Origin of the sequence: Pseudomonas thivervalensis (assembly GCF_001269655.1) — a bacterium.
Taxonomy (GTDB): domain Bacteria; phylum Pseudomonadota; class Gammaproteobacteria; order Pseudomonadales; family Pseudomonadaceae; genus Aquipseudomonas; species Aquipseudomonas thivervalensis.
In genome coordinates, this window is the sequence record NZ_LHVE01000002.1 from 258,356 (window position 1) to 271,044 (window position 12,689).

The 12,689-nt window shown below is 62.4% G+C and carries 10 protein-coding genes, 1 pseudogene and 1 riboswitch; of the genes and pseudogenes, 6 read left to right on the plus strand and 5 right to left on the minus strand.

The features are described from left to right. The first annotated feature begins 101 nt into the window (after positions 1-101). The 3 genes from hisG to hisC all read left to right on the plus strand — a co-directional run bounded on the left by hisG (position 102) and on the right by hisC (position 3,251). Complete coding sequence (gene hisG, locus AD659_RS03805; RefSeq protein WP_053118502.1) at positions 102-737, plus strand: ATP phosphoribosyltransferase; 636 nt, start codon at positions 102-104, stop codon at positions 735-737. A gap of 122 nt (positions 738-859) precedes the next feature. Beyond that, on the plus strand, positions 860-2,197 hold the full coding sequence (hisD, locus tag AD659_RS03810; protein ID WP_053118503.1) for a histidinol dehydrogenase: 1,338 nt from the start codon (positions 860-862) through the stop codon (positions 2,195-2,197). A 1-nt stretch (position 2,198) separates the two neighbouring features. Next, the gene (gene hisC, locus AD659_RS03815; RefSeq protein ID WP_053118504.1) at positions 2,199-3,251 is read left to right on the plus strand and encodes a histidinol-phosphate transaminase; all 1,053 of its coding nucleotides are present in this window, start codon (positions 2,199-2,201) and stop codon (positions 3,249-3,251) included. Between the two features lie 198 nt (positions 3,252-3,449). On the opposite strand, the gene AD659_RS30450 is transcribed toward hisC, so the two are convergent. After that, on the minus strand, positions 3,450-4,292 hold the full coding sequence (locus tag AD659_RS30450) for a methyl-accepting chemotaxis protein (RefSeq protein WP_370873798.1): 843 nt from the start codon (positions 4,290-4,292) through the stop codon (positions 3,450-3,452). Positions 4,293-4,307: 15 nt separating this feature from the next. Beyond that, a pseudogene (locus AD659_RS30455) lies at positions 4,308-5,588 on the minus strand (methyl-accepting chemotaxis protein); the annotation flags it as partial. A 219-nt stretch (positions 5,589-5,807) separates the two neighbouring features. On the opposite strand from AD659_RS30455, the gene AD659_RS03825 reads away from it, so the two are divergent. After that, positions 5,808-6,623, plus strand: coding sequence for a M48 family metallopeptidase (locus AD659_RS03825; protein WP_053118508.1), 816 nt, complete (start codon positions 5,808-5,810; stop codon positions 6,621-6,623). A 127-nt stretch (positions 6,624-6,750) separates the two neighbouring features. Here AD659_RS03825 and AD659_RS03830 read toward each other — a convergent pair whose 3' ends face one another. The 3 genes from AD659_RS03830 to AD659_RS03840 all read right to left on the minus strand — a co-directional run bounded on the left by AD659_RS03830 (position 6,751) and on the right by AD659_RS03840 (position 9,594). Further along, entirely contained in the window at positions 6,751-7,335 is a 585-nt protein-coding gene (locus AD659_RS03830; RefSeq protein WP_053118510.1) for a TMEM165/GDT1 family protein, read from the minus strand. Between the two features lie 89 nt (positions 7,336-7,424). Continuing rightward, a riboswitch (yybP-ykoY riboswitch) is annotated at positions 7,425-7,547 on the minus strand. A gap of 49 nt (positions 7,548-7,596) precedes the next feature. Continuing rightward, positions 7,597-8,595, minus strand: coding sequence for a methyltransferase (locus tag AD659_RS03835; protein ID WP_053118511.1), 999 nt, complete (start codon positions 8,593-8,595; stop codon positions 7,597-7,599). Between the two features lie 33 nt (positions 8,596-8,628). Further along, positions 8,629-9,594, minus strand: coding sequence for a 2-hydroxyacid dehydrogenase (locus tag AD659_RS03840; RefSeq protein WP_053118512.1), 966 nt, complete (start codon positions 9,592-9,594; stop codon positions 8,629-8,631). A gap of 317 nt (positions 9,595-9,911) precedes the next feature. Here AD659_RS03840 and AD659_RS03845 point away from each other — a divergent pair, with 317 nt between their 5' ends. Both AD659_RS03845 and AD659_RS03850 read left to right on the plus strand, forming a co-directional pair. After that, positions 9,912-10,541 carry a LysE family translocator gene (locus tag AD659_RS03845; RefSeq protein WP_053118513.1) on the plus strand — a complete coding sequence of 210 codons (630 nt, stop codon included), beginning with the start codon at positions 9,912-9,914 and terminating at the stop codon, positions 10,539-10,541. Positions 10,542-10,815: 274 nt separating this feature from the next. Next, positions 10,816-12,498, plus strand: a complete 1,683-nt coding sequence (locus AD659_RS03850; RefSeq protein ID WP_053118515.1) for a fatty acid--CoA ligase — start codon at positions 10,816-10,818, stop codon at positions 12,496-12,498. Positions 12,499-12,689 lie beyond the last annotated feature (191 nt).

Here is a 12,689-nt window from a genome sequence, read left to right on the forward strand (position 1 = left end):
CGTTGAATTCGTTTCAGGTCGAGGGTGGTTGCCACCCTCGATGTGTGTCCGGCGCCGCTTGCGACCGGGCATGAGTACCTTGATAAGGACTGACGTTTCCCATGTTGACCATCGCACTGTCCAAGGGCCGCATCCTTGACGACACCCTGCCGCTTCTGGCTGAAGCGGGCATCGTGCCGACCGAGAATCCGGACAAGAGCCGCAAGCTGATCATCCCCACGACCCAGGCCGACGTGCGCTTGCTGATCGTGCGTGCCACCGACGTGCCGACCTACGTGGAACATGGCGCCGCCGACCTGGGCGTCGCCGGCAAGGACGTGTTGATGGAATACGGCGGCCAGGGCCTGTACGAGCCCCTGGACCTGCGGATCGCCCGTTGCAAGCTGATGACCGCCGGCAAAGTCGGCGCGCCGGAGCCCAAGGGGCGTCTGCGGGTGGCGACCAAGTTCGTCAACATTGCCAAGCGTTATTACGCCGAGCAGGGCCGTCAGGTCGACATCATCAAGCTGTACGGTTCGATGGAGCTGGCGCCGCTGATCGGCCTGGCGGACAAGATCATCGACGTGGTCGACACCGGTAATACGTTGCGGGCCAACGGCCTGGAACCCCAGGACTTCATCGCTGACATCACCTCCCGGCTGGTCGTCAACAAGGCGTCGATGAAAATGCAGCACGCCCGTATCCAGGCTCTGATCGATACCCTGCGCAAGGCAGTGGAATCGCGACACCGCGGCTGATTCACCTGCGCGACCTTGAGTCGCGCCCGTCTATCCGTGTCATAGCCAATTTCTCAGGTGCCCACGCGAATGGACTGGTAGCTTAGGGCGCCTGAGCATTTGCCATTAATGAGGCCCTCGCTATGACCGCTCCCACTTCGATTCGCCGACTCAACGCTGCCGACCCGGATTTCGCACATCATCTGGATCATCTGCTGAGCTGGGAAAGCGTGTCTGACGACTCGGTCAATCAGCGGGTGCTGGACATCATCAAGGCCGTGCGCGAGCGTGGCGATGCCGCCCTGGTGGAATTCACCCAGAAATTCGACGGCCTGCAGGTGGCGTCCATGGCCGACCTGATCCTGCCCCGCGAACGCCTGGAACTGGCCCTGACCCGGATCACCGTGCCTCAGCGCGAAGCCTTGGAAAAAGCCGCGGCCCGGGTACGCGACTATCACGAAAGGCAGAAACAGGACTCCTGGAGCTACACCGAAGCCGACGGCACGGTGCTGGGCCAGAAGGTCACGCCGCTGGACCGCGCCGGCCTGTACGTGCCGGGCGGCAAGGCGTCCTATCCGTCCTCGGTGCTGATGAACGCCATTCCGGCCAAGGTTGCCGGCGTGACCGAAGTGGTCATGGTCGTCCCGACGCCGCGGGGTGAAATCAACGAACTGGTGCTGGCCGCCGCCTGCATCGCTGGGGTGGACCGGGTGTTTACCATCGGCGGTGCCCAGGCCGTGGCGGCGCTGGCCTATGGCACCGAAAGCGTGCCACGGGTAGACAAGGTGGTCGGGCCGGGCAATATCTATGTCGCCACCGCTAAGCGCCATGTTTTTGGCCAGGTTGGCATCGACATGATCGCCGGCCCTTCGGAAATCCTCGTGGTGTGCGACGGCCAGACCGATCCGGACTGGATCGCCATGGACCTGTTTTCCCAGGCCGAGCATGACGAAGATGCCCAGGCGATCCTGGTCAGCCCGGACGCCGAATTCCTCGACAAGGTTGCCGCCAGCATCGACAAGCTGCTGCCGACCATGGACCGCGCCGAGATCATCAACACCTCGATCAACGGCCGTGGGGCGCTGATCAAGGTCGACGACATGCAGCAGGCCATCGAGGTCGCCAACCGCATCGCGCCGGAACACTTGGAGTTGTCGGTCGCCGACCCCCAGGCCTGGTTGCCGCAGATCCGCCACGCCGGTGCGATTTTCATGGGACGGCACACCAGTGAGGCCCTGGGCGATTATTGCGCGGGCCCCAACCACGTGCTGCCGACATCCGGCACCGCGCGCTTTTCGTCGCCGCTGGGGGTGTATGACTTCCAGAAGCGTTCGTCGATCATCTTCTGCTCCGAGCAGGGTGCCTCCGAACTGGGCAAGACCGCGTCGGTGCTGGCCCGTGGCGAATCGCTGAGCGCCCACGCCCGCAGCGCCGAGTACCGCATTCTTGACGAAAACTCCATTGAAGATCAGGGGAACTGAAATGAGTAAATTCTGGAGCCCGTTCGTCAAGAACCTGGTGCCCTACGTGCCGGGCGAACAGCCGAAGCTGACCCGGTTGGTCAAGCTCAACACCAACGAAAACCCCTACGGCCCATCGCCCAAGGCCCTCGCGGCGATGCAGACCGAGCTGAACGACAACCTGCGCCTTTATCCGGACCCCAATAGCGACCTGTTGAAAGGCGCCGTGGCCCGCTATTACGGCGTGCAGAGCAACCAGGTGTTCCTGGGGAACGGCTCGGATGAAGTGCTGGCGCACATTTTTCACGGCCTGTTGCAGCACGACCAGCCGCTGTTGTTCCCGGACATCAGCTACAGCTTCTATCCGGTGTATTGCGGCCTGTACCGCATTCAGTTCGAGGCGGTGCCGCTGGATGAACAATTCCGGATCGACCCGGCGGACTATGCCAAGCCCAACGGCGGGATCATTTTCCCCAACCCGAACGCGCCGACCGGCTGCCTGCTGGCGCTGGAAGCGGTCGAGCAGATCCTCAAGGCCAGCCCGGATTCGGTGGTGGTGGTCGACGAGGCCTACATCGACTTCGGCGGCGAGACGGCCATCAGCCTGGTGGATCGTTATCCGAACCTGCTGGTGACCCAGACCCTGTCCAAGTCCCGCTCGCTGGCGGGGCTTCGCGTGGGCCTGGCGGTGGGGCATCCAGACCTGATCGAAGCACTGGAGCGGATCAAGAACAGCTTCAACTCCTATCCGCTGGATCGCCTGGCGAACGTCGGCGGCGCGGCGGCGTTCGATGATCGCGAGCATTTCGATCGGACCTGCCGGTTGGTCATCGAGCACCGTGAATGGGTCGTGGCCCAATTGGAGGCCAAGGGCTTTGACGTGCTGCCGTCGGCGGCCAACTTCATCTTCGCCCGTCACCCCCGGCACGATGCGGCAGGGTTGGCGGCGAAACTGCGGGAACAGGGTGTGATCGTGCGGCACTTCAAGCAGGAGCGGATTGCCCAGTTCCTGCGGATCAGCATCGGCACACCGGAGCAGAACCAGGCCCTGATCGAAGCCCTCGGCGAACTCTAGAGCCCTGCGTTGGATCTGTGAAAGTCTGTGGGAGCAAAGCTTGCTCGCGAAGGCGTAGAGTCAGTCACTTCAATGTTGGCTGGACGGACGCCATCGCGAGCAGGCTCGCTCCCACAGTTGTTTTGTGGTGTTCACAAAATCGGCATTCCCCCGCAAATCCCCTGTGGGAGCGAGCTTGCTCGCGATGGGGCCGTTGGATCAGACCCTGAACTGGTTGATCAACCGCCGCTGCTGCTCCGCCAGTTTGGTCAACCCGGCGCTGGCTGCGCTGGATTCGTCGGCGCCGCTGGCCACTTCGTTCGCCACTTGCCCGATGTTGATCACGTTGCGGTTGATGTCATCGGCCACGGCGCTCTGTTCCTCGGCAGCGCTGGCAATCTGGGTGTTCATGTCGTTGATCACCGACACCGCCTGGGTAATCGTTTCCAAGGCCTGGGCCGCTTTCGCCGCATGCTGCACGCTTTCGTCGGTGCGGTGCTGGCTGTCTTCCATCACGCGCACCACATCCCGGGTGCCTTGTTGCAACTGCTGGATCATCGCCTGGATTTCTTCAGTCGCCTGTTGCGTCTTCTGCGCCAGGTTGCGCACCTCATCGGCGACCACCGCGAAGCCACGACCTTGTTCACCGGCCCGGGCCGCTTCGATGGCGGCGTTGAGGGCCAGCAGGTTGGTCTGCTCGGCGATGCCACGGATGGCAGTGAGGATGGCGTTGATGTTCTCGCTGTCCTTGGCCAGGGTCTGTACCACACCCACCGCCTTGCCGATTTCCACGGCCAGGGCACCGATGGAGGTGGAGGTATCCCGAACGATCTGCATGCCCTGGCTGGCAGCCTGGTCCGCATGACTGGCCGCCTGGGCTGCCTGGGTCGCGTTGCGGGCCACGTCCTGGGCGGTGGCGGTCATTTCGTGCACGGCCGTGGCGACCTGATCGATCTCCGACATCTGTTTGTGCACGCCCTGGTTGGTGCGGATCGCGATATCGGCGGTGTGCTCCGATGAATCGCTGACGCTCTGCACCGAGGTCACCACCTGGGTGATCATGCCTTGCAACTTGCTCAGGAAAGTATTGAAGCCCCGGGCGATTGCCCCCAGTTCATCGGCGCGGTCGCTCACCAGGCGGCGGGTCAAGTCGCCTTCGCCCTGGGCGATGTCATCGAGCATCGCCACCATTTGTTTGAGTGGCCGGGCAATGCCGTGACCCACCAGCCAGATCACCAGTAGACCGATCCCGGCAATCACCAGGCCGACCATCGCCATGCCGAAGATGTCGGCCTGGCGCCGATGGTCGAGGTCTTGCTGCAACGCTTGCAGGTCGGCCATGACCGCGTTCAGCGGCAGTTGCAGCATCAGCGTCCAGCGGGCGTTGGTCTCGCCGATGCCGAACGGCATGTACACCTCGATATGCCCGTGGGTTTCGTCGATGTCGTAGCGCACTTCGCCGACGCCCAGTTTGCTCAAGTTATCCAGCTTTTTGGCGTCCAGGAAGTCGCTGGCCTTTTCCCCGAGTTTGCTCGGATCCTTGGTGAAGGCCACCAGTCGGTTGTTGCTCGAGAGCAACGCCATTTCCCCGGCGCCGTCGTACAGCTTGCCGTCGGCGGCCACGAGCATGTCCTGGATGAAGTTCACCGACAGGTCGGCACCGACGATGCCCTGGAACTTGCCATCGATCATGATCGGTTCGATGAACGAGGCGAGCATGGTCATGGTGCTGCCGACGCGATAGGGCGCCGGGTCGATCACGCAGGCTTTCTTGCTGTCCTGGGAGCACAGGTAGTACTCACTGGCGCGAATGCCAGTGGAGAGCAGTTTCTGGTCGGTCACGTCGGCGAGTTTTTCCAGGCCCAGGGAGCCGTCCTGGTTGCGAAACCACCACGGCAGGAAGCGCCCGTTGGTTTCCATGCCCAATACCGGACTGTTCACATAATTGGCGTCGTCATGGTCGATGGCGTTCGGCTCCCAGGCGATGTAGGCGCCGAGGATCTTCGGGTTGCGCACTACGGTTTCGCGCAACAGGCTGATCATCTGCTCGCGGGATACCTTCAGTTGCGGATGACCGTCCGTGCCGTTCATGCCCATCAAGGCATTCGGGGTGGCCAGGCCGCGGGCGAGCAACAGCGGGGCTTCCAGTTCCCGCTGGATCAGGCTGGCCTGGGTGCGCGCCAGGGCGCTGAGACGTTGTTCGATGAGTTGTTCGAACTGCGTTTTGGTTCGCTGCTGCACCATTTCCTGGGTGCGGGCGCCGGCAAACAGTGCGTACAGCACAAGGGCACCGACCACGCTGAGCACGATGGCACCGGCCAGGGCGGCCACGGAAAACTGAATCGATCTGAATTTCATAAAAAGCTCCGGACGCGGACGTGACGTCTGGGATCTTTATCGGCGTTTCGGTGGCGCGGCATGAGGCGCTGTTCGTCGGGTGACTGTATTAGCTGCGTGGGTGTCGCAAATGGACGCAGTGGGATCTGTCCGAAAAATCTGTAATCCCCCGATGTGTATCTGGCGCCGATACAAATCAAGGCCTAGGATACGTCCACGTTTCCAGGGAGCTTCTTTTACATGAACAAGACATTGATGGTGAGCGCTCTGAGCGCGGCTCTGCTGCTCGCCGGTTGCCAATCGGTCAACACCACCAGCGGCGGAGCCGTGGGCGTGGAACGCAAGCAGTACATGTTCAGCATGCTGTCGACCGACCAGGTCAACCAGATGTACGCCCAGTCCTACCAGAAGACGATGGGTGAGGCGAGTGCCCAGGGTGCGCTGGACAAGACCAGCAACGATGCCAAGCGCATCCAGGTCATTGCCGACCGCTTGATTGCCCAGGCGCCGGTGTTCCGCCCGGATTCGGCACAGTGGAACTGGGAAGTGAACCTGATCAAGAGCGATGAACTGAACGCCAATTGCGGCCCTGGCGGCAAGATCATGTTCTACACCGGCCTGATCGACCAGTTGAAGCTGACCGACGCTGAAATCGCCGCGATCATGGGCCACGAAATCGCCCACGCCCTACGCGAGCACGGGCGCGAAGCGATGTCCAAGGCCTATGGTATCGAGATGGCCAAGCAGGGCGCCGGTGCCTTGTTCGGCCTCGGCCAGGACAGCCTGGCGTTGGCCGACACCGTCGCCAACTACGGCATGACCTTGCCCAACAGCCGTGGCAACGAGAACGAAGCCGACCTGATCGGCCTCGAACTGGCCGCCCGCGCCGGTTATGACCCGAACGCGGCGATCACCTTGTGGAACAAGATGGCCAAGGCCTCGGAAGGCGCGCCACCGGAGTTCATGAGCACCCACCCGTCGTCGGGCAGCCGTATCGCTTCGTTGCAGGCGGCGATTCCGAAGGTGATGCCGCTTTATCAGCAGGCCAAGAAGTAAGCTTCATCATGCGGTGAAACTGTTTTTTGTGGCGAGGGAGCTTGCTCCCGCTGGGCTGCGAAGCGGCCCCAAGATCTTGCGGTCGCTGCGCAACCGAGCGGGAGCAAGCTCCCTCGCCACAACAGCCTCAAACCCACCCACTGCTCTGCATCGCCTTGTACACCGCCACGATCGCCAGGACGAAGAACGCCGAAGCGGCCAGGCGGCGGATCAGGGTCAGGGGCAGCCTCTCGGCGGCGAAATTGCCCGCCAGGACCACCGGCACGTTGGCAATCAACATGCCCACGGTGGTGCCGATGATCACCAGCCACAACTCCGGGTACTGCGCGGCGAGCATCACCGTGGCGATCTGGGTCTTGTCGCCGATTTCCGCCAGGAAAAACGCAATCAGTGTGGTCAGGAACGGTCCGAACTTGCGGGCCGTGTTGGCTTCTTCATCGTCCAGTTTGTCCGGGACCAGGGTCCACAACGCCGTAGCCGTGAAGCTGGCCGCCAGTATCCAGTGCAAAACCGCGTCGGAGAAAAAACCGCTGACCCAGGCACCGACCGCGCCGGCCGCCGCATGGTTGGCCAGGGTCGCGGCGACGATGCCGGCGATGATCGGCCAGGGTTTGCGAAAGCGAGCGGCCAGGATGAGTGCGAGCAATTGCGTCTTGTCGCCGATTTCGGCCAGCGCAACGATCGCGGTGGGTACCAGGAGTGAGTCCAGCATCAGGGATTTCCTAAAGGGGCGGGTCGACACGGCTATGACACGTACAGCCTTCCCGCCCCGGGTAAGGTGTGCGTGTCATAGGTCTTGTCAAACCCAGCGACCATCTGCGTGGACGCTTGGGCCGCATACGCCATGGTCTGCTGACCAAGTATGTTGACGTATGCCGGGCGAGCATGGCGCTCGCGGGAGACTACTCCCCTAGGACGGAGCGGATTCTGCCTAGGCAAATCCGATTGAGCAAGTGCTGTTGCCTAAAAGATTTCAGCCACGCTTGGCCCGGTAGATGCGAAAGCCCTGGCCTTCGGCCTTGATGGCGCAGACGCCCAAATGCTCCTCGATCAGCGGTTGGTACTTGAGGAAGCTATTGGCGACAAGCCGCAGTTCGCCACCGTTTTTCAGATGTATGGCTGCTTTTCGCAGCAGGTTTTCCGTGGCGTGGTAATCGGTGTGCACGCCGACATGGAACGGTGGGTTGCTCAGGATCGCGCTCAAGCCCATCGGCGCGGCGTCGATGCCGTCACCGGTCAGCACCTCGGCCTCCAGGCCGTTGGCGGCCAGGGTCAGGCGACTGCTGGCGGTGGCGAATGCGTCCACGTCCAACAGGGTGACGGTGTTGTGCGGATAGCGCCGCTTGACTGCCGCCCCCAGCACCCCGGCACCGCAGCCGAAGTCCAGCAAATGCCCGCTGGGCAGTTTATCCAGGTGTTCCAACAGCAGCGCACTGCCGCGGTCCAGGCGCCCATGGCTGAACACCCCTGGCAGGCTGATGACCTTCAACGGGCCTTCGGCCAGGGGCAATACGTAGGTCTGGGCCAGGCTTTCCAGAGGCGTGGCCTCGGGCGCGTTGGCGACGGTGACCTGCCACAGTTGGCAATGCCGCGCGCTGTCGAGCTTGCGTGGCTTGCCGAACGGGTTGAGCTGCTTGGACGCGCCTTCGATGCCGCTGCGTTTTTCTCCCACCAGGTACACCTCGCGACCGGCCAGGCGCGCCGCCACGGCATTGAGGATGTAGTCGGTCAGGTCCTTGGCCTTGGGCAGGAACACCACGGCGGTGTCGAACCCCTGCTCGGGTACGTTCACGCCAAAGTGGCTGCGCTCGGGAAAACGAGCGTCCAGCGCGGCCTGATCTCCAGCGTGCCAGCACCAGCCATGGGCCTCGGGCAAACGACCGAGCAGATCGTCGGCGGGCAGGCCGGCCAACAACACCGAACCCTGGAATAACTCGGCCTGACGAAGCAGTACTTCACTGCGCGGATCCATGGTCTGCTCCTTGAAAAAAAGTGCGGCAGTTTATCAACTGACGACACGCCGCGCTGTACCGCTGAAAAAGCCCTGGGCGTTTTCGCGCATTTGGCCGACGATCCGTTGCCGTGCCTCGCGGCTGCCCCAAGCGTTGTGGGGGGTGACGATCAACCGTGGAATGTCGCCGGCCAGCAGCGGGTTGCCTTGGGTCGGCGGCTCCACACTGAGCACGTCGGTGGCGGCGCCACCCAAGTGACCGCTGCGCAGTGCCTCGGCCAAGGCCTGTTCGTCGATCAGGCCGCCGCGGGCGGTGTTGACCACAAACGCACCGGGCTTGAGCAGTGCCAGTTCCCGGGCGCCGATGAAGTTGCGGGTGTGCTCGTTGAGCGGGCAGTGCAGGGTCAGGGCGTCGATTTGCGGCAACAGTTGTTCCAGCGGCAAGCGGTCGGGGCGGGCCGGGCGCCCGGGAATCTGCCCCAGCAGCACGCGCATGCCAAAGGCCTCGGCCAGCCGCCCGACGGCGCCGCCCAACTCGCCATGGCCGAGCAGGCCCAGGGCCTTGCCTTCCAGTTCGACAATCGGATAATCCAGCAGGCAGAACTGCGAAGCCTGCTGCCAGCGGCCTTCGCCCACCGCTTTTTGATAATCGGCCAGGCGCGTCGCCAGGTTCAGCAACAGCATGATGGTGTGTTGGGCCACCGATGGTGTCCCGTAGCCCTGGCAATTGCACACGGTGATGCCATGGCTGCGGGCGGCCGCGAGGTCGACGTTATTGGTGCCGGTGGCGCTGATCAGGATCAGCTTCAGGTCGGGGCTGGCGGCCATGGCCTGGGCATCGATCACGGCCTTGTTGGTGATTGCCACAGTGGCGCCCTTGAGCCGCTCGGTCACTTGGTCCGGCGTGGTCCGGGCGAACAGTTGCAGTTCGCCGAAGCAGCTGCGCAACGGGCCCAGGTCCAGGTCGCCGAGGTCCAGGGAAGGGTGGTCGAGGAAAACGGCGCGGGCGGTGTTCGTCATCAGCTGTACCTTTTATGTCAAGAACCGAAGGCGTAATGTGGCGAGCCTATCAGATGGAATGCTGCCATGGCGGCGTATACCTGTGGCGAGGGAGCAAGCGCTGGGCTCTGTAGGAGCTGGCGAAGCCTGCGATCTTTTGATCTTTTGATCTTTTGATCTTTCGCTTGAGATTCAAGTGTCTGGGGAAAGATCGCAGCCTCGTTGCACTCGACAGCTCCTACACAGCTCCTACACAGCTCCTACGCGCAGTCGAGCGGGAGCAAGCTCCCTCGCCACGGGATGTCATCCAACAAAAGATTGTCGTAAGGAACCCCACCATGTACCTCACCGAATTCCTCACCGTCGCCCTGATCCATCTTCTGGCCGTCGCCAGTCCCGGGCCGGATTTTGCCGTGGTGGTGCGCGAAAGCGTGACCCATGGCCGGCGCGCCGGGACGTGGACGGCGTTGGGTGTCGGCACGGCGATTTTCCTGCACGTAGGCTATTCGTTGCTGGGCATTGGCCTGATCGTGTCGCAATCGATCGTGTTGTTCAATGCGCTGAAGTGGGCCGCTGCCGCGTACCTGTTGTACATCGGCTTCAAGGCACTGCGGGCGCAACCGGCCAAGCCGGCCGAGGAAAACCTGCACCAGGAGGTCGGTGAGCGTACCGCCCGTGGCGCGTTCATTTCGGGCTTTGTCACCAATGGGCTGAACCCCAAGGCGACGCTGTTTTTCCTGTCGCTGTTCACCGTGGTGATCAACCCGCATACGCCACTGGCGATCCAGGCCGGTTACGGCGTGTACCTGGCGCTGGCGACGGCCGTCTGGTTCTGCCTGGTGGCGCTGTTGTTCAGCCAGCAGCGGGTGCGCGCCGGTTTCGCGCGCATGGGCCACTGGTTCGACCGGACCATGGGCGCGGTGCTCGTTGCCATCGGGGTGAAGCTGGCGTTTACCGAGTCGCACTGATCCACGCACTCTCGCTTTGTGTAGGAGCTGCCGAAGGCTGCGATCTTTTGATCTTTTGATCTTTTGTTTTTTTGCTCTGGATTCAATTGGCAGGGGAAAGATCGCAGCCTCGTTGCACTCGACAGCTCCTACGCAGCTCCTACAGTCCTGGACATGGCTCATGGCTAGTATTTTCGCGCGGATCAAATCATTCCTTTGGCTGATTTGATCCGTGCGTAAGCGCTCTAGAGTGCTTGCTTCCAGCCAAGACCGTGCAGTCAGAAAAGGGACTCTTATGTTGCAGACTCGCGTTATTCCTCCCGCCGAAGGCGCCTATCAATACCCGCTGCTGATCAAGCGGCTGCTGATGTCCGGCACGCGTTACGAGAAAACCCGCGAGATCATCTACCGCGACCAGTTGCGCTACAGCTATCCGACGCTGATCGAACGGGTCGCGCGGCTGGCCAACGTGTTGACCGAGGCGGGGGTCAAGGCCGGCGATACCGTGGCGGTGATGGACTGGGACAGCCATCGTTACCTGGAATGCATGTTCGCGATCCCGATGATCGGCGCGGTGATCCACACCATCAACGTGCGCCTGTCACCGGAGCAGATCGTCTACACCATGAATCACGCCGAGGACCGCTTCGTGCTGGTCAACAGCGAATTCGTCGGCTTGTACCAGGCGATTGCCGGGCACCTGACCACGGTGGACAAGACCCTGCTTTTGACAGACCTGCCGGAAAAAACCGCCGACCTGCCGAACCTGGTGGGTGAATACGAGCAACTGCTGGCCGCCGCCGCCCCCACCTACGACTTCCAGGATTTCGACGAAAACTCCGTCGCCACCACGTTCTATACCACCGGCACCACGGGCAACCCCAAGGGTGTGTACTTCACCCATCGGCAACTGGTGCTGCACACCATGGGCGTGGCGACCATCATGGGGGCTATCGACAGCGTGCGGCTGCTGGGCACCAACGACGTGTACATGCCGATCACGCCAATGTTCCATGTCCACGCCTGGGGCCTGCCCTACGTGGCGACCATGCTCGGGCTCAAGCAGGTCTACCCGGGGCGCTACGATCCGGAGTTCCTGGTCCAGCTGTGGCGCAAGGAAAAGGTCACCTTTTCCCATTGCGTGCCGACCATCCTGCAAATGGTCCTCAATGCCAAGGGCGCCCAGGACACCGACTTCGGCGGCTGGAAAATCGTCATCGGCGGCAGCGCCCTGAACCGCAGCCTGTACGAAGCGGCCAAGTCCCGGGGCATCCAGCTCACCGCCGCCTACGGCATGTCGGAAACCGGCCCGCTGGTGTCCTGCGCCCACCTCAATGCTGAGCTGATGGCCGGCAGCGAAGACGAGCGCACCACGTACCGGATCAAGGCCGGCGTGCCGGGGCCATTGGTGGAAGCGGCGATCGTCGACGCCGAGGGCAACTTCCTGCCGGCCGATGGCGAGACCCAGGGTGAACTGGTGCTACGGGCGCCGTGGCTCACCGAAGGCTATTTCAACGAGCCGCAGAAGGGCGCCGAGCTCTGGGCCGGCGGCTGGCTGCACACCGGCGACGTCGCCACGCTCGACAACATGGGCTTTATCGACATCCGCGATCGCATCAAGGACGTGATCAAGACCGGTGGCGAATGGATCTCCTCCCTGGACCTGGAAGACCTCATCAGTCGTCACGCGGCGGTACGCGAAGTAGCAGTGGTGGGCATTCCCGATCCGCAGTGGGGCGAGCGGCCGTTTGCCTTGCTGGTGGTTCGCGAAGGGCATGAGATTGGGGCTCGCGAACTCAAGGAACACCTCAAGCCGTTCGTCGAGCTGGGGCACTTGAGCAAGTGGGCGATCCCGAGTCAGATCGCCCTTGTTACGGAAATTCCCAAGACCAGCGTCGGCAAGCTCGACAAAAAGCGCATCCGCGTCGACATCACCGAATGGCAGAGCAACAACAGCACTTTCCTCTCCACGCTTTAGGCCTTTTTGCCGTGCCCAAAAGGGCACGGCAGCCCCACCAAGCAAGCGCTTGCCTTGTCAAACCGAAAATTTCAGCCATCCTTGCCGTGCCGGCATCTGTCGGCCTGGCGAAAGGACTGTTCCAGAGTGGTTGAGGGCTGCAAATCACACTTTAGAGGGATCAAGCCGTACTACCTGCTGGCTATAGTCCG